Source organism: Bacillus sp. FJAT-53060, from assembly GCF_037104745.1.
Lineage (GTDB): Bacteria > Bacillota > Bacilli > Bacillales > Bacillaceae > Bacillus > Bacillus stratosphericus_B.
Genome location: NZ_JBAWSW010000004.1, coordinates 1 through 19,816, shown reverse-complemented (window position 1 = coordinate 19,816; position 19,816 = coordinate 1). Strand labels below are relative to the sequence as shown.

General features: G+C 41.1%; 22 protein-coding genes and 1 other RNA gene. 18 read left to right on the top strand and 5 right to left on the bottom strand.

All coding sequences use genetic code 11. The features are described from left to right. Positions 1–9: 9 nt before the first annotated feature. The 5 genes from gap to eno all read left to right on the top strand — a co-directional run bounded on the left by gap (position 10) and on the right by eno (position 6,057). Positions 10–1,017 carry a type I glyceraldehyde-3-phosphate dehydrogenase gene (gene gap, locus WAX46_RS03095; RefSeq protein WP_226567191.1) on the top strand — a complete coding sequence of 336 codons (1,008 nt, stop codon included), beginning with the start codon at positions 10–12 and terminating at the stop codon, positions 1,015–1,017. 212 nt (positions 1,018–1,229) lie between these two features. Then, the gene (locus tag WAX46_RS03090) at positions 1,230–2,414 is read left to right on the top strand and encodes a phosphoglycerate kinase (protein ID WP_226567190.1); all 1,185 of its coding nucleotides are present in this window, start codon (positions 1,230–1,232) and stop codon (positions 2,412–2,414) included. Positions 2,415–2,444: 30 nt separating this feature from the next. Then, positions 2,445–3,206, top strand: a complete 762-nt coding sequence (tpiA, locus tag WAX46_RS03085) for a triose-phosphate isomerase (RefSeq protein WP_226567189.1) — start codon at positions 2,445–2,447, stop codon at positions 3,204–3,206. Next, entirely contained in the window at positions 3,199–4,734 is a 1,536-nt protein-coding gene (gpmI, locus tag WAX46_RS03080) for a 2,3-bisphosphoglycerate-independent phosphoglycerate mutase (protein ID WP_226567188.1), read from the top strand. Before tpiA ends, gpmI begins: the two co-directional genes overlap by 8 nt. Before the next feature lie 30 nt (positions 4,735–4,764). Beyond that, positions 4,765–6,057 carry a phosphopyruvate hydratase gene (gene eno, locus WAX46_RS03075; RefSeq protein ID WP_336493340.1) on the top strand — a complete coding sequence of 431 codons (1,293 nt, stop codon included), beginning with the start codon at positions 4,765–4,767 and terminating at the stop codon, positions 6,055–6,057. 450 nt (positions 6,058–6,507) lie between these two features. Here the strand turns inward: eno and WAX46_RS03070 are convergent, their stop codons facing one another. Further along, positions 6,508–6,972 carry a GNAT family N-acetyltransferase gene (locus WAX46_RS03070; RefSeq protein ID WP_226567186.1) on the bottom strand — a complete coding sequence of 155 codons (465 nt, stop codon included), beginning with the start codon at positions 6,970–6,972 and terminating at the stop codon, positions 6,508–6,510. Between the two features lie 15 nt (positions 6,973–6,987). After that, complete coding sequence (locus WAX46_RS03065) at positions 6,988–7,452, bottom strand: hypothetical protein (protein WP_226567185.1); 465 nt, start codon at positions 7,450–7,452, stop codon at positions 6,988–6,990. Between the two features lie 116 nt (positions 7,453–7,568). Between WAX46_RS03065 and WAX46_RS03060 the strand changes: the two genes are divergently transcribed. Further along, positions 7,569–8,201: a MarC family protein gene (locus WAX46_RS03060; protein ID WP_226567184.1), complete on the top strand. Its 633-nt coding sequence runs from the start codon at positions 7,569–7,571 to the stop codon at positions 8,199–8,201. 52 nt (positions 8,202–8,253) lie between these two features. On the opposite strand, the gene WAX46_RS03055 is transcribed toward WAX46_RS03060, so the two are convergent. Then, the gene (locus WAX46_RS03055; protein ID WP_226567183.1) at positions 8,254–8,790 is read right to left on the bottom strand and encodes a GbsR/MarR family transcriptional regulator; all 537 of its coding nucleotides are present in this window, start codon (positions 8,788–8,790) and stop codon (positions 8,254–8,256) included. A gap of 269 nt (positions 8,791–9,059) precedes the next feature. Between WAX46_RS03055 and WAX46_RS03050 the strand changes: the two genes are divergently transcribed. The 4 genes from WAX46_RS03050 to WAX46_RS03035 are packed head-to-tail and all read left to right on the top strand — an operon-like array spanning position 9,060 to position 12,514. Next, positions 9,060–10,205 carry a betaine/proline/choline family ABC transporter ATP-binding protein gene (locus WAX46_RS03050; protein WP_226567182.1) on the top strand — a complete coding sequence of 382 codons (1,146 nt, stop codon included), beginning with the start codon at positions 9,060–9,062 and terminating at the stop codon, positions 10,203–10,205. Between the two features lie 13 nt (positions 10,206–10,218). Further along, the gene (locus WAX46_RS03045) at positions 10,219–10,872 is read left to right on the top strand and encodes an ABC transporter permease (protein ID WP_226567181.1); all 654 of its coding nucleotides are present in this window, start codon (positions 10,219–10,221) and stop codon (positions 10,870–10,872) included. Between the two features lie 13 nt (positions 10,873–10,885). After that, a complete protein-coding gene (locus tag WAX46_RS03040) occupies positions 10,886–11,803 on the top strand; it encodes an osmoprotectant ABC transporter substrate-binding protein (protein WP_336493339.1) in 918 nt (305 codons plus the stop codon). Positions 11,804–11,824: 21 nt separating this feature from the next. Continuing rightward, entirely contained in the window at positions 11,825–12,514 is a 690-nt protein-coding gene (locus tag WAX46_RS03035; protein WP_226567179.1) for an ABC transporter permease, read from the top strand. A 286-nt stretch (positions 12,515–12,800) separates the two neighbouring features. Here the strand turns inward: WAX46_RS03035 and WAX46_RS03030 are convergent, their stop codons facing one another. Together WAX46_RS03030 and WAX46_RS03025 are read right to left on the bottom strand one after the other, a co-directional pair. Next, entirely contained in the window at positions 12,801–13,202 is a 402-nt protein-coding gene (locus WAX46_RS03030; protein ID WP_281430308.1) for a helix-turn-helix domain-containing protein, read from the bottom strand. A 130-nt stretch (positions 13,203–13,332) separates the two neighbouring features. Further along, positions 13,333–13,737, bottom strand: coding sequence for a helix-turn-helix domain-containing protein (locus tag WAX46_RS03025; RefSeq protein WP_336493338.1), 405 nt, complete (start codon positions 13,735–13,737; stop codon positions 13,333–13,335). A gap of 157 nt (positions 13,738–13,894) precedes the next feature. Here WAX46_RS03025 and WAX46_RS03020 point away from each other — a divergent pair, with 157 nt between their 5' ends. From WAX46_RS03020 to WAX46_RS02985, 8 genes are all read left to right on the top strand, one after another. After that, the gene (locus WAX46_RS03020; RefSeq protein ID WP_226567176.1) at positions 13,895–14,125 is read left to right on the top strand and encodes a helix-turn-helix domain-containing protein; all 231 of its coding nucleotides are present in this window, start codon (positions 13,895–13,897) and stop codon (positions 14,123–14,125) included. A 38-nt stretch (positions 14,126–14,163) separates the two neighbouring features. After that, positions 14,164–14,454 carry an AbrB/MazE/SpoVT family DNA-binding domain-containing protein gene (locus WAX46_RS03015; protein WP_226567175.1) on the top strand — a complete coding sequence of 97 codons (291 nt, stop codon included), beginning with the start codon at positions 14,164–14,166 and terminating at the stop codon, positions 14,452–14,454. Positions 14,455–14,640: 186 nt separating this feature from the next. Beyond that, positions 14,641–14,874, top strand: coding sequence for a preprotein translocase subunit SecG (gene secG / locus WAX46_RS03010; RefSeq protein WP_226567174.1), 234 nt, complete (start codon positions 14,641–14,643; stop codon positions 14,872–14,874). Positions 14,875–14,998: 124 nt separating this feature from the next. After that, complete coding sequence (locus WAX46_RS03005) at positions 14,999–15,745, top strand: alpha/beta hydrolase (RefSeq protein ID WP_226567173.1); 747 nt, start codon at positions 14,999–15,001, stop codon at positions 15,743–15,745. Between the two features lie 19 nt (positions 15,746–15,764). Next, a complete protein-coding gene (gene rnr / locus WAX46_RS03000; RefSeq protein WP_336493337.1) occupies positions 15,765–18,104 on the top strand; it encodes a ribonuclease R in 2,340 nt (779 codons plus the stop codon). Positions 18,105–18,244: 140 nt separating this feature from the next. Then, a complete protein-coding gene (smpB, locus tag WAX46_RS02995; protein ID WP_226567171.1) occupies positions 18,245–18,715 on the top strand; it encodes an SsrA-binding protein SmpB in 471 nt (156 codons plus the stop codon). Positions 18,716–18,890: 175 nt separating this feature from the next. Continuing rightward, positions 18,891–19,254, top strand: a transfer-messenger RNA (tmRNA) gene (ssrA, locus tag WAX46_RS02990). Positions 19,255–19,431: 177 nt separating this feature from the next. Further along, on the top strand, positions 19,432–19,816 hold a 385-nt coding region (locus tag WAX46_RS02985), incomplete at its 3' end, for a transposase (protein ID WP_336493336.1).

The following is a 19,816-nucleotide window of genomic DNA, read 5'->3' as shown; positions in this document are numbered from 1 at the left end:
GGAAACATCATGGCAGTAAAAGTCGGTATTAACGGATTTGGACGTATTGGACGTAACGTATTTCGTGCAGCATTAATTAATCCTGAGGTTGAGGTAGTAGCGGTTAACGATCTAACAGACGCTAACATGCTTGCACACCTTTTACAATATGACTCTGTTCACGGAAAACTAGACGCAGAGGTTTCTGTAGACGGTACAAACTTAGTAGTGAACGGTAAAACAATCGAAGTATCAGCTGAGCGTGACCCTGCAAAATTAAGCTGGGGTAAACAAGGCGTAGAAATCGTTGTTGAATCTACTGGTTTCTTCACTAAACGTGCAGACGCTGCAAAACACTTAGAAGCTGGCGCTAAAAAAGTGATCATTTCTGCTCCTGCTAACGAAGAAGATATCACAATCGTTATGGGTGTAAACGAAGACAAATACGATGCAGCTAGCCACGATGTCATTTCTAATGCATCTTGTACAACAAACTGCTTAGCTCCATTTGCAAAAGTACTTAACGATAATTTTGGCATTAAACGCGGTATGATGACAACAGTTCACTCATACACAAATGACCAGCAAATTCTTGATCTTCCGCACAAAGACTACCGTCGTGCTCGTGCAGCTGCGGAAAACATCATCCCAACTTCTACAGGTGCTGCAAAAGCAGTTTCTCTTGTATTGCCTGAACTAAAAGGCAAATTAAACGGTGGCGCAATGCGTGTTCCAACACCTAACGTTTCTTTAGTTGACCTTGTTGCTGAATTAAACCAAGATGTGACAGCTGAAGACGTAAATGCAGCATTAAAAGAAGCAGCTGAAGGAGAACTTAAAGGAATCCTTGGCTACAGCGAAGAGCCATTAGTGTCTGGTGACTACAATGGTAATGCAAACTCTTCTACAATTGATGCTCTTTCTACAATGGTCATGGAAGGCAGCATGGTAAAAGTCATCTCTTGGTACGATAACGAGAGTGGGTATTCTCATCGCGTAGTTGACCTTGCAGCTTATATTGCAAAACAAGGTCTTTAATTTCTCACACTGAAGGAACTCACTTGGTTCTTTCCTAGAGACACGATATAATGAAGACGGACAAGGGAAGGGGAAGCATCCCTTTCCCTTTTCTCTGTTTTTATCCGTTCTGCACGATTTCTCGTTTTGATGAGGGCAAAATGGGAAAAGGATAAAGAGAGACTTGTCCAATGCGTAAGGAAACAAGAATAAAGGAGGATCTCCTGACGAGCATGAATAAGAAATCAGTAAAAGACATTGACGTAAAAGGTAAGGTTGTGTTCTGCCGCGTAGATTTTAACGTTCCAATGAAGGACGGAGAAGTGACGGATGATACTCGTATACGCGCAGCATTACCAACGATTGAGTATTTAACAGGAGAAGGCGCAAAGGTACTACTAGCTAGTCATTTGGGTCGTCCGAAGGGTCAAGTTACTGAAGAACTGCGACTGACACCTGTGGCTAAACGTCTGCAAGAGCTTCTTGGAAAAGAAGTGAAAAAAGCGGATGAAGCTTACGGCGATGACGTGAAAAAGCAAATCTCTGACTTAATAGAAGGAGATGTGCTAGTGCTTGAAAACGTTCGTTTCTATCCTGGTGAAGAAAAGAACGATCCTGAATTATCAAAAGCGTTTGCTGATTTAGCGGATGTGTATGTCAATGATGCGTTTGGTGCTGCACATCGTGCACATGCATCGACAGCTGGTATTGCAGCATATCTTCCTGCTGTTTCGGGCTTCCTCATGCAAAAAGAGCTTGAGGTTCTAGGAAAGGCAATATTAAACCCTGATCGCCCATTTACAGCGATTATCGGTGGTGCAAAAGTAAAGGATAAAATCGGTGTGATTGAAAGTCTTCTTAATAAAGTGGACAATCTCATCATCGGCGGCGGACTTGCTTATACATTTGTCAAAGCACTTGGCCACGAAGTAGGGAAATCTCTTTTAGAGGAAGACAAAGTAGATTTAGCGAAATCCTTTATGGATCGTGCAAAAGAAAAAGGCGTGAACTTCCTGATTCCAACAGATGTTCTAGTAGCCGACGACTTTTCAAATGATGCGAATACAAGCATTGTGCCAATCTCTGATATTCCAAGTGATCTAGAAGCACTTGATATTGGGACAGAGACAAGAGACATGTATGCTGACGTAATCAAAAAGAGCAAACTTGTTGTCTGGAACGGACCAATGGGTGTATTTGAAATCGATGCATTCTCGAAAGGAACAAAAGCAATCGCAGAAACACTGGCAGAAGCAAAAGATACATATTCTGTCATTGGTGGTGGAGATTCAGCAGCAGCTGTTGAGAAATTTGGCCTTGCGGATCAGATGAGCCATATTTCAACAGGCGGCGGCGCTTCACTTGAATTTATGGAAGGCAAAGAACTTCCAGGTGTTACTGCATTAAACGATAAATAAGACCAAAACTGCTATAAGGAAGTGTCAATCATGAGAAAACCAATTATAGCTGGGAACTGGAAAATGAATAAAACCCTTGGCGAAGCAGTAAGCTTCGTTCAAGAAGTAAAGTCATCTATTCCATCTCCTGACAAAGTGGAATCTATTGTCTGTGTGCCAGCACTTTTCCTTGAAAAGCTAAACAGCCTTTCAAACGAAACAGACCTTAAAATTGGGGCGCAAAATATGCACTTTGAAGAAAACGGTGCATTCACTGGCGAAATCAGCCCTACTGCTCTAAAAGATCTAGGTATCGGCTACTCAGTGATTGGACATTCAGAGCGCCGCGAATTCTTCGCTGAAACAGATGAAACAGTGAACAAAAAAGCACATGCAGCATTCAAGCATGGTATTGTACCAATGATCTGTGTAGGTGAAACGCTTGAAGAGCGTGAAGCCGGCAAAACAAATGAACTTGTCGCTGATCAAGTGAAGCAAGCACTAGCTGGTTTAACAAAGCAGCAAGTGGCTGAATCTGTCATTGCGTATGAGCCAATCTGGGCCATCGGTACAGGGAAATCTTCTACAGCCAAAGATGCAAACGATGTTTGTGCACACATTCGCCAGACCGTTGCAAACGAATTTGGTCAAGAAGCGGCAGATAGCCTTCGCATTCAATATGGCGGAAGCGTGAAGCCGGTAAATATTAAAGAATATATGGCAGAATCCGATATTGACGGTGCTTTGGTTGGTGGCGCAAGCCTAGAGCCTCAGTCTTTCGTTCAATTATTGGAGGAAGGTCAATATGAGTAAGAAACCAGCTGCATTAATCATCTTAGACGGGTTCGGTTTAAGAAGCGAAACAGTCGGTAACGCTGTTGCACAAGCAAAGAAACCGAACTATGACCGCTACTGGAACGAATTCCCGCATCAAACCTTAACGGCTTCAGGTGAGGCAGTAGGTCTCCCGGAAGGTCAAATGGGGAACTCTGAAGTGGGGCATTTGAACATCGGTGCAGGACGCATTGTATATCAAAGTTTAACAAGAGTGAATGTTGCCATTCGTGATGGGGAATTTGAGAAAAACGAAACGTTCCTAGATGCAATGACTTATGCAAAAGAGAATGACAAAGCCCTTCATTTATTTGGTCTATTGTCTAATGGTGGCGTACACAGTCACATCCAGCATCTTTTTGCCCTGCTGAAACTAGCGAAAAAAGAAGGCTTAACAAAGGTATACATTCATGGCTTTTTGGACGGACGTGATGTAGGTCAGAAGACAGCCAAAGTGTACTTAAAACAGCTTGAGGAACAAATCAAAGAAATTGGTGTTGGTGAAGTCGCAACACTTTCTGGACGCTATTACTCAATGGACCGTGACAAACGCTGGGATCGTGTGGAAAAAGCATATCGCGCAATGGCGTATGGTGAAGGCCCAAGTTATCAAAACATCTATGATGTTGTTGATGACTCATATGAAAATGGAATCTACGATGAATTCGTGATTCCATCTGTCATTACAAGAGAAAATGGTGAACCTGTTGGGAAAGTAAGCGACGGCGACTCTGTGATTTTCTATAACTTCCGACCAGACCGTGCGATCCAAATTTCTAACACATTCACAAATGAAGATTTCCGCTCGTTTGACCGCGGAGAAGCGCATCCGAAGCATTTACATTTCGTCTGCTTAACACACTTCAGTGAAACGGTTGATGGCTATGTAGCCTTCAAACCCGTGAATTTGGATAACACAGTAGGAGAAGTCATTTCTAAAAATGGAATGAAACAACTGCGTATTGCGGAAACAGAGAAATATCCTCATGTGACTTTCTTTATGAGTGGTGGACGTGAAGAAGAATTCCCTGGTGAAGACCGCATCCTGATCAATTCACCAAAGGTTGCAACCTATGACCTAAAGCCGGAAATGAGTGCTTACGAGGTAAAGGATGCACTTGTTGAAGACATCAATGCAGACAAGCATGATGCGATCATTCTGAACTTTGCTAACCCGGATATGGTTGGTCATTCAGGGATGCTCGACCCAACAATTAAAGCAATTGAAGCAGTGGATGAGTGCTTAGGAGCTGTCGTCGACGCAATTCTAGCAAAAGGCGGACACGCCATCATCACGGCAGACCACGGTAACGCAGACGTGCTGATTACCGAAGAAGGAAAGCCGCATACTGCGCATACAACAAACCCTGTTCCAGTGATCGTGACGAAAAAAGGTGTGACGCTTAGAGAAGGCGGCATTTTAGCCGACCTATCTCCAACGCTTTTAGACTTACTTGGTCTTGAAAAACCAAAAGAGATGACAGGAACATCATTGATTCATAAATAACAAATTGATTTCAAAAGGAGAGAAATAACAATGCCATACATTGTTGACGTATATGCACGCGAAGTATTAGACTCTCGCGGTAACCCAACAGTTGAAGTAGAGGTGTACACGGAGTCTGGCGGCTTTGGCCGTGCATTAGTTCCAAGTGGTGCTTCTACTGGTGAATATGAAGCAGTAGAACTACGTGACGGGGACAAAGACCGTTACCTTGGAAAAGGTGTTCTAACAGCAGTAAACAACGTAAACGAAATCATTGCACCAGAGCTTTTAGGATTTGATGTAACAGAACAAGTAGCGATTGACAAGCTGTTAATCGAACTTGATGGAACAGAAAACAAAGGGAAATTAGGCGCAAACGCAATCCTTGGCGTATCTATCGCTGTAGCACGTGCAGCTGCTGATTTTTTACAAATTCCACTTTACCAATATCTTGGTGGATTCAACTCCAAAACGCTTCCAGTTCCAATGATGAACATTGTCAATGGCGGAGAGCATGCGGATAACAACGTAGATATTCAAGAATTCATGATTATGCCTGTAGGTGCACCAAACTTCCGTGAAGCACTTCGCATGGGCGCACAAATCTTCCATAGCCTGAAATCTGTATTAAGCGCAAAAGGCTTAAACACAGCTGTAGGTGACGAAGGTGGATTCGCTCCAAACCTTGGTTCTAACGAAGAAGCGCTTCAAACAATCGTAGAAGCTATTGAAAAAGCTGGCTTCAAACCAGGTGAAGAAGTGAAACTTGCAATGGATGCTGCATCTTCTGAGTTCTATAACAAAGAAGACGGTAAATATCATTTATCAGGCGAAGGTGTTGTGAAAACATCTGCTGAAATGGTTGACTGGTATGAAGATATGGTATCGAAATACCCAATCATCTCTATCGAAGACGGCCTTGATGAAAACGACTGGGAAGGTCACAAACTATTAACTGAGCGTATTGGCAGCAAGGTTCAGTTAGTAGGAGACGACTTGTTCGTAACAAATACGAAGAAGCTTTCTGAAGGTATCAAAAATGGTGTCGGTAACTCCATCCTGATCAAAGTAAACCAAATCGGTACATTAACTGAAACATTTGATGCAATCGAAATGGCGAAACGTGCAGGATACACAGCTGTCATCTCTCACCGTTCTGGTGAAACTGAAGATAGCACAATCGCAGACATCGCAGTTGCAACAAATGCTGGACAAATCAAAACAGGTGCTCCGTCTCGTACGGACCGTGTGGCGAAATACAACCAATTACTTCGCATCGAAGATCAATTGGCTGAAACAGCACAATATCACGGTATTGCAACATTCTACAACTTGAATAAGTAATGTTAACAAGGCGCTGCGTGCCGTTCTTTTATGAGAGCGTGCAACAGCGTTTTTTTGTTTTTGGAATCCGCAAAGCTGAATGTTTAGTCAGCTTTGTTTCATTGTGAAAAAAGGATCTTGATGTCAGTTGAAAATATAAATCGACCAAAATTTATGTGAAATAAATAACTAAATACATAATAAAAATACGATTCTAATTAAACTGTATGTTTTATATACGATAATGGTATTATTTTACTGATGATATAGGTCAATCATGTTGAATCAAGTCCCACTTTGTTTGGCATGCCGTTTTATATCATGAAAATTGATGAGGATCAATTCAGCTCAGAGGCGACCCTTTTTGGATGCGTGGATGCTTTTTAGCGGGCGGTGTACTCTACTTCTTGATTCAATATGTGATTCATGTGGTAAAAAAGCGCAGAACATAAAAAAGCAGACTGAATGAAGTCAGTCTGCTTGAAGAACGTACGAAAGTCGGACCATATCCATACATTGAATGCCATTTTCATAGATCGGTTCATCATAATGCTTAAGGAAGAAATCATGATCGATGGATGTAAGGCGGAAGCCACACTTTTGATAAAGGGCTAGCTGATGAATACTAGAGTTTCCCGTGCCGATTTCGATTGTGTGAGCACCGGCTGTTTTAGCTTCAGTAATGGCGTGGCGGACTAGCTGTTTCCCAATTCCTTTTCCTTGCCATGACTCCTTGACGGCGACATTCATAATTTCTACGGTGTGCTGGGATCGAGATGAAAGAACATAGACACCAATCAGTTCTTGTTCATGAAAAGCGACATAACAAGAGCCAGATTGTATATAGGCAAGGACCTTTTCTTTTGAAGGGTCAGCTAATAGTAAAAGATCCATAGGAACAGATTGATCACGAGACAATGGCCGAATCTGTATCAATTCACTTCATCCTCTTTATTCTTTAATATACCCTTGTTTAACGCCCCAATCATATTGATCCTGTACCCACTGGGAGGGAGGGTGATGAGTGACATTCGGGTCTTTTTTGACAGGTGGTTTCCTAGTAGCTTGTGCTGTCTGCTTATTTGCTTGAGCAGTTGTTTTCGCTGCTGCCAGCTCTTTTTGAAGCTGGTCAATTTTTAACTCAAGAGCTTTACGCTGTTTGACCTCTTTTTGATAAGCCTTCTTTTCTTTCTCCAGCTTTTTTGTGACGGTGAACAGTTTCTTTTTTTGATCATCGTTTTCATGTTTCATATCCGTTTTATCTGATTTTAACTGCGCTAGCTGCTGATCGGTCGTTTTGGTTTGTTGCTGATGTTTTTCCTCTGCTTCGTTGATGGTCTGCTGCTGCCAGACAATCCAGCCAACTGCGCCTAAAATCGCAACAGACAGAAGGATAATGGTGATGGTTTTCTTCATGTGATTCCCCTTTCTCTTAATCTCTATTAACATCGGTTAAAGACAAACAGGTTTTAACAGAACATGGGAATAATTACGTCATATTGGCAGACACTATGAAAAAAGGAGGGTGTCTGTTGATTTCCTTTATGATTCATGTCGTTGTGTCATTATTTGCTGTGTCAAACCCAATTGGAAACGTGCCTCTTTTTATCACCTTAACAGAAGGCTATTCAGAGAAAGAGCGCACCCAGACGGCCAAAAAAGCCATTATCGTATCTTTTATCATTTTGATTGCTTTTCTACTGGCAGGTAGGCTCATTTTCAAGTTATTTGGAATTGATATTCATGCACTCCGCATTGCCGGAGGTATTTTTATTTTTGGTATCGCTTACAATTTGCTGAATGCAAAAGAATCCCATGTTCAAAACCCTCATTCGGACGAAAAGGCAGAAAGCAAAGAGAAAGCAGATGTCTCTGTTACACCGCTAGCGATCCCCATTATTGCCGGCCCCGGTACGATTGCCACAGTGATGAGTTTAACCCCAGGAAGTCAGGTGGCGCTTCATATGTTTGCGATTCTGATTGGCATTATGATCGTTCTTGCCATGACCTATTATGCCTTTCAATATTCAAGTTTCATCATGCGAAAAATGGGGAAAACAGAGATGAATGTCGTCACTCGTTTGATGGGTTTGATTCTTGCTGTAGTAGCAGTAGAGATGATTGGCGCAGGAATAAAAGGGATGTTCCCAATGTTGATGTCATAAGTGTATATAAAAAAGCCGTTTTTTCTACAAAATGTAAAATAAAACAGCTTTTTTAAGGTTTTGGCACATGCTTAAACACTTCTTCACTTTCAAAAAACTCAATTAAGCGGCTAATCCAATCATAGTAATCTAGACTTTCCTTAATTTCTGAAAGAAGAAGATTGATTTTATCCTCTGTCTCTTTTGGTAAGTCGTCCTGTTCAAGTAGCTCCAACAATTCCTTGCACGTTTTCTTATGTGCCTTGCGATTTTTGCTGACAACACGTGACCAATTGGCTGCAAACAACGAAATAAACGTTTGGTAATGATCTTGTTCAACGTCATACAGATCTCTACGTATTCCTTTTTCATAAACCTTTTCAGCAATATTCAAATCAAGCATTTCTCGAACGACTTGACTCATTCTTGTTTTGCTCATGCCGGTCTCCTCTGATAGCTCTCCTAGCGTCATCGGTTTACGGTTCATGTGAATGATACCAAGCACTCTACCCACTGTAGCAGAAAGACCAAAGGCATTCATGTTCTCGGCAGCTTTTTCAATATAATGATCCTGTGCTTTTTGAATGGCACCTAACGCTAACTTGTCCACTCTTGGCTTCATCCCTTCACGACTGACAATTTGTATCACAATATATCATATACCTGTTTGTTGATGAAAACAATAAATATTGAGTATTTGCTAGTAATTTGGAGGAAAAAGGAGGGATTACTACATATTAGACCGTTAACTGAAAATTTTAAATGAATCTTATGTAATACAAACACACCGTAAACTTTTTATTTTATAAAGTTTGCACTATAATAAATAAGGTGAAAATTTTCTGAAAATATATATCCCACTAATTGGAGGTGTCTCATTTGCTGAAACTAGACAATGTATCTAAGACGTATAAAGGCGGAAGAAAAGCTGTCAAAAATATTGATTTAGAAATAGCAAAAGGAGAATTTATTTGTTTTATTGGACCGAGTGGCTGTGGTAAGACGACAACTATGAAGATGATCAACCGGCTCATTGAACCTTCTTCAGGAAACATTTTAATCGAGGGAGAAAACATTATGAAAAAAGATCCAGTCCAATTAAGAAGAGAGATTGGTTATGTCATTCAGCAAATTGGACTTTTCCCCCATATGACCATTGCGCAAAACATTTCACTTGTTCCGAAGCTATTAAAATGGCCGGAAGAAAAACGAAAAGAACGGGCGCAAGAACTGCTCAAGCTAGTGGACATGGGGCCGGAATATTTAGAGCGTTACCCGCATGAGCTCAGTGGCGGACAGCAGCAGCGAATCGGCGTTCTTCGTGCACTAGCAGCAGAACCCCCTCTCATCCTTATGGATGAACCATTTGGTGCACTGGATCCAATTACACGAGATTCATTGCAAGAAGAATTTAAGAAACTACAAAAAACGTTAAATAAAACAATCGTATTTGTCACACATGACATGGATGAAGCGATCAAACTCGCTGATCGAATAGTGATCTTAAAGGATGGAGAGATTGTCCAAGTAGGCACGCCAGATGATATTTTGCGTAACCCTGTCAATGAGTTCGTAGAAGAGTTCATCGGGAAAGAACGTCTGCTTCAATCAAATCCGAACATGGAACGTGTAGAGCAAATGATGAATACGTCACCAGTAACGATTACAGTTGAAAAAACGCTGACGGATGCCATTTATATCATGAGAGAAAAGCGGGTTGATTCCTTGCTTGTGGTGGATGAAGATCAATTGCTAAAAGGCTATATCGATATTGAAACGATCGATGCGAACCGCAGAAAAGCAGCCTTCGTTGGCGATATTTTAAATACAGAGTTTTATACAGTACAAGAAGGCGCGCTGCTAAGAGACACCGTCCGAAGAATTTTAATACGCGGCATTAAATATGTACCGGTTGTGGACGCACAAGGGCATTTAAAAGGCATTGTGACACGTGCAAGTCTTGTTGATGTTGTGTATGATTCCATTTGGGGAGAAGATACACCGGCTGTCACTGAAATGAACTAAGGGAGGTGTACATATGGATCAAATCATCAATTTTCTAGAGAAAAATGGTGGGGAACTCCTCACAAAAATGTGGGAGCATTTATATATTTCTTTAATTGCTGTCGTGTTAGGCATTATCGTCGCCGTTCCTCTAGGTGTTATTCTCACACGAATGAAAAAAGGCGCAGGTTTTATCATCGGTGTTGTCAATGTCTTTCAAACACTCCCTAGTTTAGCGATTCTTGCATTTTTTATTCCTATTTTGGGGGTTGGGAAAATACCTGCAATCGTTGCTCTATTTTTCTATTCGGTTTTGCCTATTTTGAGAAATACGTATGCCGGTGTTCAAGGTGTGAACAAAAACTTGCTTGAATCTGGTAAAGGGATCGGCATGACGACATTTGAACAAATTCGTCTTGTTGAACTCCCGCTTGCCGTTCCGGTCATTATGGCAGGTGTCAGAACGTCAACGATTTATTTGATTGGCTGGACAACACTTGCCGCTTTTATCGGTGGAGGCGGTCTTGGTGACTATATTCTAATTGGACTTCAACTATATCAGACGGAATACATTATTGCTGGTGCCATTCCAGTCACGATTTTAGCGGTAATCATCGATTTTACATTGATGAAGCTTGAGAAAAAAGTAACACCAGAAGGCTTAAAAGGATTGAAGGAAGTTTCATAAGGAGTTGGCTCATGTGAAGAATCGAAAAACAAATTGGATCAGTGCACTGCTTGCCGGATGCTTGCTATTGATAAGTGGCTGTTCACTTCCTGGACTAGCCGGCTCCTCAGGCAATACGCTGCGAATTGGAGCACAAAACTTTACCGAATCAGAAATTATGGCCTATATGGTTGGGGATATGATTGAGCATTACACAGATAAAAAGACGACCATTGTGAAAAACCTAGGATCTAACACCGTACAGCAGAAAGCGATGGAAAACGGTGATGTTGACATTTCTGCGACAAGATATTCAGGCACGGATTTGACAAGTACTCTTGGAATGGATGCGGAAAAGGACCCAAAGCGTGCGATGGAAATTGTCCAGAAAGAATTCAAAAAGCGCTACGGATACAATTGGTTTGATTCCTATGGCTTTGATAATACCTATGCCTTTGCCGTGACGCAAAAGATGGCGAAGGAAAACAATTTAGAAACTGTCTCTGATTTGAAAAAGAATGCGAAAAATTATCGCTTCGGTGTTGATAATATTTGGCTCAAAAAGAAAGGTGACGGGTATGAGGGGTTTGTGAAAACATACGGCATCCAATTTGGAAGCACATTTCCGATGCAAATTGGTTTAGTTTATGATGCATTGAAAAATGAAAAAATGGATATTGTGCTCGCTTATTCAACAGATGGACGGATCAAAGCCTATAATCTCAAAATTTTAAAAGATGATAAACGATTCTTCCCGCCGTATGATGCATCACCAGTTGTCCCGGAGAAGGTGTTAAAAGAAAATCCAGGGCTGGATAAGGTGATTAACAGGCTGATTGGGAAAATCGATACGGAACAAATGCAAGAGCTCAATTATCAAGTTGATGGGGAACTTAAAGAACCAGCGACCGTTGCGAAGAATTTCTTGAAAAAACACAATTACTTTGAATAAGATTGGGAGGTGTCAAATCTGATGGACACATTGCAGCAATTATGGGCGTATTATCAGCAGAACGGTTCATATGTGTTAGAAGAATTTTATCGGCATTTTCTCATGTCAGCGTATGGGGTGTTGTTTGCGGCGATTGTTGGAATTCCGGTAGGCATCTTCGTGGCACATTATCGCAAGCTGAGCAATTGGGTGTTCGCCATTACAAATGTCATTCAAACCATACCAGCGTTAGCGATGCTTTCTGTGTTGATGCTTGTTTTAGGACTTGGCGCAAATACAGTGATCCTATCACTCTTTCTGTATTCGCTTCTGCCCATCGTCCGAAATACATACACAGGAATTGTTACCATTGAGCACGCCTACTTAGAATCTGGTAAGGCAATGGGCATGACGAAATGGCAAGTGCTGAGAATGGTTGAATTACCGCTTGCTTTATCTGTCATTATGGCTGGTTTAAGAACCGCACTAGTCATCGCAATCGGCATTACAGCGATTGGGACATTTGTTGGTGCTGGAGGACTTGGTGATATCATCATCAGAGGATCAAACGCCACAAACGGAACAGCCATTATTTTAGCAGGTGCTATTCCAACTGCGCTCATGGCCATTATTGCCGATCTTGTCATGGGCTGGCTTGAACGCTATTTAAGCCCGACCAACAAGAAAAAAGAAAGAAAAGCCTTACCTGAAAAAAACATCACCTCTGCTTAAGCATTTCGAGGCATAAAGAAAAGACAAAACCTCCCTTACATATGTGATAGGGAGGTTGTTTTATGATCATCACGCGGCTCACATCAAAAGAATACTCAATGCGTACTGGTGTTTATGCAAAAACCTCCGTTTTACAATACCTGATGCTCCTAGCTCTTTTAATCTCTGCTTTTTCAAACCGGGGCACATGTCAGATTAATTCATCTTTCTTCACTGCAATCTGACACCATAATACCGAAATTCAGTTATAAATAAGCGTAAAAAGCTTGTCAATGATCAAAATATTTTATGATGACGAACGGATGTTTAACATAAATAACAGATAGCGGTTTAGGCCCTCAATTTCTTCTTTTGAAAGGGTAGACCATATGTCTCCATCAAATATTTCGAGATCTCCAAGTTCATATTGCTCTGCTGCTTCCCTTATTTTGGACAAAGCCATTTCCGCTTCCTTGATCAGAGGGACAGGGGATGCTTCCTCAATATAGCCTGCAGCCAGCATCATTTCCTCATAGGGTATTTTTAATGCACCTGCTAGTTTCTTAATCGTTGGAGGTTTCGGAATGCCGCGTTTCCCGTTTTCAATCCGAGAAATACCGGCAGCGCTAACCTCTGAATACATGGCTAATTGGTTCACAGATAGTTTCTTTTCCTCACGTAATGCTCTTAAATATGCACCGAAGTTCATCAACTCAAAACCTCACATGGTTAAAGATTAGGTATTTCTATTTTACTCGATTTGTTGACTATTGGCAATAAGTATACCATGAAAATATTGACATTAGTTAATGGTGGATGTACATTAAGTTTATGCCCCGCTATTTGTTCGCTTTTTTTTGGTTGGTGAGCGTGAGAAAGTATTGATTTAGCTGTCTGATGTCTTGTGTGGTGAGTGTTTCCCATTGGTCTCCATCAAAAATGGGGAGATGTTCTACATCCTTTTGGAGCGCCGTTTGATAGATTTTCAAAATGGACTCATATTTAGGTTTCATTTCATGAACTTTTTCCTGTTCAATATAACCGGCAAGCAGCATTAAATCCTCATAAGGCACCTTCAAAGCGTGTGCTAATTTTTTTATGGTTAAAGGCTTTGGCACACCACGCTTTCCATTTTCAATACGGGAAATACCAGCAGCGCTTACACCAGAATACATGGCGAGTTGATTGACAGACATCTTTCTATTTTCTCTTAAAATGCGTAATTGTTCACCAAAGGGATTCATGTCATCGAACCTCACATTACAGTATATGACTTATTTTAGTATGATCATTGACCAAAGGAAATAGCAAGGGTATAAAAGTGTTGACATAAGTAAATGGAGCTGTTTGATGAGAGAGTCTTACATTCTGTACATATTGATCCTATAGGAGGTTGTAAAGATGGTTGAAAAGATTCAGATCAGGCGTTCTTTTGTGATGCAGTATATGATCGAAAACGATATGTCTTTAAATCAGCTCGCAGATGAAATTGGCATCTCTCCTGCCACACTCAGCAGGGTATTAAATGGTCACCGGAAACCAGGACAGCTTGTTATTGGCAAAATGATTCATTACTTTGAAAAAAAATTTGAAGATCTATTTTACTATGAAAGTATTGACAAAAGTCAATAAATAAAATCATAGTATCTTAACTAAAGGAGGCAACATCATTGAAAAGGACTGGGATGGTCAGGCACATTGATTCTCTTGGCAGAATTGTTCTGCCTTCAGAAATGCGAAAGGTACTCAATATCAAAGTAGAGCAGCTTTTAGAAATTTTCATCGAAGGTCAAACCATTATGCTGAAAAAATATGATGCAGATAAGAGCTGCCAGTTAACTGGCCAAATAACGAAATACAACAAAAGCTACGGAAATGGCAAAGTGGTGCTGAGTCCTGAAGGGGCTGAACGACTGTTAGTAGAATTAAAACAGCTATTAAAAGAAGAAGCAACTCGTTAAAATCTTTTTTTAAAAGAAAAATGCCATATAAAACATGTTGTATGAAAACCTTTGGAAAGAAATTGAATCAAAATGATAAATAAAGTCGACGATATATAGTAAATCTTTATTTTGATGTTTCGTGACATGCACCTTATTTTCATGTAAAATAAAGTTATGTGTACCAGTTTGTCTGGAGGTGTTTTCATGCACGTATTTGCTATCACATTACTCGTAATTGTCAGTATCGCACTTATCATTGTTGTATTATTACAATCAAGTAAAAGTGACGGACTGTCAGGTGCTATTTCAGGTGGAGCCGAGCAGCTCTTCGGTAAGCAAAAAGCGAGAGGTCTTGACTTGATTCTTCACCGATTAACTGTCATTTTGTCAGTGCTTTTCTTCATTTTAACACTTGCATTGGCATATTTAGGCGTGTAAGGCGCGAGTAACAGAAGGTCTGATCTTTTTTCAGACCTTTTTTTATTATCAGCACTCTTTTTTCTGTGTTTCATACATACAAGTGGAAAATATAAACCATATCAGAAGGAAAGGAAGTCACATCATGAAAGTTGTTACACCAAAACCATTTACGTTTAAAGGTGGAGAAAAGGCGGTGCTTCTTCTTCACGGTTTTACTGGAAATACAGCAGATGTTCGAATGCTTGGCCGTTATTTGAATGAAAGAGGTTATACATGCCACGCACCCCAATACAAAGGACACGGCGTGCCACCAGAGGAGCTTGTCTATACAGGCCCGGTAGATTGGTGGAAAGATGTAGAAGAAGGCTATCAATTTTTAAAAGATGAGGGCTATGAGGAAATTGCTGTGTGCGGACTATCCCTCGGAGGAGTTTTTTCATTGAAATTAGGTTACACTGTACCTGTAAAGGGAATTGTACCTATGTGTGCACCTATGTACATAAAAAGTGAAGAAGTCATGTACCAGGGTGTACTAGATTATGCCCGTAACTATAAAAAATTCGAGGGTAAGTCAGAGGACCAGATTGAACAAGAAATGGAAGAATTTAAGAAACCACCAATGGGTATGCTCAAGGCTCTGCAAGAACTGATTGCAGATGTCAGAAGTAATGTTGACATGATTTATTCACCTACTTTTGTTGTTCAGGCACGTCATGATCATATGATTAATACAGACAGTGCCAATATTATTTATAACGAAGTAGAATCAGATGAAAAACACTTGAAATGGTATGAAGAATCGGGCCATGTCATCACGCTTGATAAAGAGCGAGAAAAGGTTCATCAGGATGTATATGCATTCTTGGAATCACTCGATTGGTCAATTTAAATATATAGGAGGTTAGAGTGTGCAAAAAGAAGAATTTATGGATGAATTACTCGCTTTCATGAAAGAAGAAGCATATAAACCGTTAACGGTCCAAGAGCTAGAAGTCATGATGGAAATTACCAATGCGGATGATTATAAAGAGCTCATTAAAGCCCTTGTGACACTAGAAGATCAGGGACTCATTGTACGTACACGCAGTGATCGCTACGGTGTACCTGAAAAAATGAATTTGGTAAAAGGAAAGCTGTCCGCTCATACGAAAGGATTTGCTTTTGTGACACCTGAAGAGTTTGGACAGGATGATATTTTCATTCCTCCAACAGAGCTTGGAACAGCGATGAATGGCGATACGGTCATGGTTCGTGTCAGCCATAAATCCAATGGCACCAAAAAAGAAGGAACAGTCATTCGAATTCTGGAGCGAAATATTCAAACGGTTGTCGGTACCTATACAGAAACGAAAAGCTTTGGTTTTGTCATTCCTGATGATAAAAAGATCACAAACGATATCTTTATTCCGAAATCCGCTAAAAACGGAGCGGTAGAAGGTCATAAGGTTGTTGTTACGCTGACAAGCTATCCAGAAGGAAGAATGAGTGCAGAGGGCGAAGTGACTGAAATTTTAGGTCATAAAAATGACCCTGGCATCGATATTTTGTCGATCATTCATAAACACGGCCTACCGGGTGAGTTCCCACAAGAAGCGTTCCAGCAGGCAGCAGACACACCTGAAACAATCGATGAAAAAGATTTGAAAGGCAGACGTGATCTGCGCAACGAAACGATTGTGACAATTGACGGTGCAGACGCAAAGGATCTGGATGATGCCGTCACTGTGCAAAAGCTGGATGATGGTAAATACAAGCTAGGGGTGCATATTGCGGACGTCTCTCATTATGTCACAGAGAATTCTCCCATTGATCAGGAAGCCTATGAGCGCGGGACGAGTGTGTATCTTGTAGACCGAGTGATTCCGATGATTCCTCATCGCCTATCAAACGGCATTTGTTCATTAAATCCGAAGGTCGATCGTCTCACACTGTCTTGTGAAATGGTTATTGATCGAAACGGGAAGGTCGTCAAACACGAGATTTTCCAAAGTGTGATCAAAACGACGGAGAGAATGACGTATTCAGATGTGAATAAGATTTTAGTGGATCAAGACGAAGAGCTACTAGACAAATACGAGCTACTTGTACCGATGTTCCAAGAGATGGAGAAGCTTGCAGAAATTCTTCGTGACAAGCGGATGGAGCGCGGAGCTGTAGACTTTGATTTCAAGGAAGCAAAAGTACTTGTAGATGATGAAGGAGCAGCGAAAGACGTGGTGATTCGTGAGCGTTCCGTCGCAGAGAAATTAATTGAAGAATTCATGCTGGTTGCAAACGAAACGGTGGCAGAGCATTTCCATTGGATGAATGTTCCATTCATTTACCGCATTCACGAAGAACCTAATCCTGAGAAACTTCAGCGCTTTTTAGAGTTCGTCACGACATTTGGTTACATTGTGAAAGGTACGTCGACGAATATTCACCCGCGTGCACTTCAAAGTGTACTCGATGCCGTCCGAAATCAACCAGAAGAAGTGGTGATTCAAACCGTGATGCTTCGCTCGATGAAACAGGCGAAGTATGATCCGGAAAGCATCGGCCATTTTGGATTATCTACGGAATTTTATACGCACTTCACATCGCCGATCCGCCGTTATCCTGATTTAATCGTGCATAGGCTGATCAGAACCTATTTAATTCAGAAAAAGACAGACAAAGAGACCCTTGAAAAATGGGGGCAGCTGTTGCCAGAAATCGCAGACCATGCGTCTACGATGGAGCGCCGATCAGTCGATGCAGAGCGTGAAACAGATGACCTGAAAAAGGCTGAGTTTATGCTTGATAAAATTGGTGAAGAGTTTGATGGCATGATTAGTTCCGTGACGAACTTCGGACTATTCGTTGAATTACCGAATACAATAGAAGGTCTTGTCCATGTCAGCTACATGACAGACGACTACTATCGCTTTGATGAACAGCACTTTGCCATGATCGGTGAACGCACAGGAAATGTCTACCGTATTGGTGATGAAATCACTGTCAAAGTGGTTGATGTCAATAAAGATGAGCACTCCATTGATTTTGAAATCGTCGGGATGAAAGGCACTCGCCGCAAATTGCCAAAAGATTTCAAGTTCAAAAAACGGACAGATCCACCTGCAAAAAGAGGGCACGGAGGTCAAAAGCCGTCCGGGGATAAAGTCAAAGATGATAAAGGCGGCGACTGGTTCACTAGCCGTAAAAAGAAGAAAAAGAAAAAACGCGTATTTGATAACACACCGAATCAAAAGCGGAAAAAGAAAAAGTAACGGGCCAAAAAAGCAAATAGGGCATCATGCTCTATTTGCTTTTTGACCACATGGCGTCAGCATTGTCGAAAGCTGGATTGTTTGATAAAATAATCCGTACGATTTGGACCGTGATTGTGTCAAAAGGAGGGTGTACGCCAATGCCAAAGGGAGAGGGAAAGGTTATTTCCCAAAACAAAAAAGCGAACCATGACTATTTTATAGAAGAAACGTACGAAGCCGGCCTTGTTTTACAAGGAACTGAAATTAAATCGATTCGTGCAGGAAAAGTGAATTTAAAAGATTCCTTTGCCAAAATTGAACGAGGAGAAGTATTTCTTCACAACATGCACGTAAGCCCATACGAGCAGGGGAACCGCTATAATCATGATCCGCTGAGAACGAGAAAGCTACTGCTTCATCGCAAGCAAATTAGCAAATTGATTGGTGTGACGAAGGAAGAGGGCTACTCACTCGTTCCCATTAAATTATATTTGAAAAATGGCTTTGCCAAAGTGCTGATCGGAGTCGGTAAAGGGAAAAAGAAATACGATAAACGTGAAGATTTGAAGAAAAAAGATGCAAAACGTGAAATCGAACGTGCCTTCCGTGATCGGCAGAAGCAATTCTAGCCCGGGGCGGATGGCTTGCTAAGAGCATCAACACTATGCTAAAATACGATGTGCAGTAAACTATCATCGCATTTTTACAGAAACCACCAGTTGTTTCGGGCAATAAGGCTGTTATAATAGTTATATACGGAAGCAGTTAAGCTGAACGTTTCCATCCCGTATATCCCTTTTACAAGGGGACGTTACGGATTCGACAGGGATGGTTCGAGCTTAGGCTGCGAGCCGAGAGGCGATCTCGTTAACACGCACTTAAATGTAACTGGCAAAACTAAAAGTTTTAACCAAAACTTAGCACTAGCTGCCTAATAAGCGCAGCGAGCTCTTCCTGACATCGCCTATGTGTTTGTGAGGAGCCCAATGAAGTAGGCTACGCTTACGTCTTCGTCTGAGGACGTAAGAAGAGATCCATCAGACTAGCTCTCCAAGCGCCCGTCAGCAGGCATGCGGATGAGTGAACACGTAAATATGTTGACTACGCTCGTAGACGCTTAAGTAATCGATGTCTCTGGACGTGGGTTCGACTCCCACCGTCTCCATCAAAACTTTTAGAATGCAGTCGTATCAAGGGTTTAAAAGCCCTTGGTGCGGGACTGGCATCATGAAAATCTAATTTTTCAAAAAAAGACGCTATTCATAGCGTCTTTTCAGCTTGTAGACAAAGTCTACAAGCTTTTTTGTATAATAAGGGTAATAACACAATTCTGCGGGGGATGAACATGTTATCGAAACGTGAAGAAGAGAGAAGAAATCAATTAGAAGTAGTGGCTTTAGATGAATTAGTGCCTGAAGATCATCTTGTGCGAAAAATTGATCAAGTGATCGATTTTGACTTCGTATATGATCTTGTCAAAGATCATTATAGTTCTGACAACGGTAGACCAAGTGTGGATCCCGTTGTTCTCATTAAAATGGTTTTGATCCAATATCTATTTGGCATTCGCTCAATGCGTCAAACCATAAAAGAAATCGAAACGAATGTTGCTTATCGTTGGTTTATTGGGTATGGGTTTTCTGAGAAAATTCCGCACTTTTCTACCTTCGGTAAAAATTATGTGAGACGCTTCCACGATACAGATTTATTTGAACAAATTTTTTATCGAA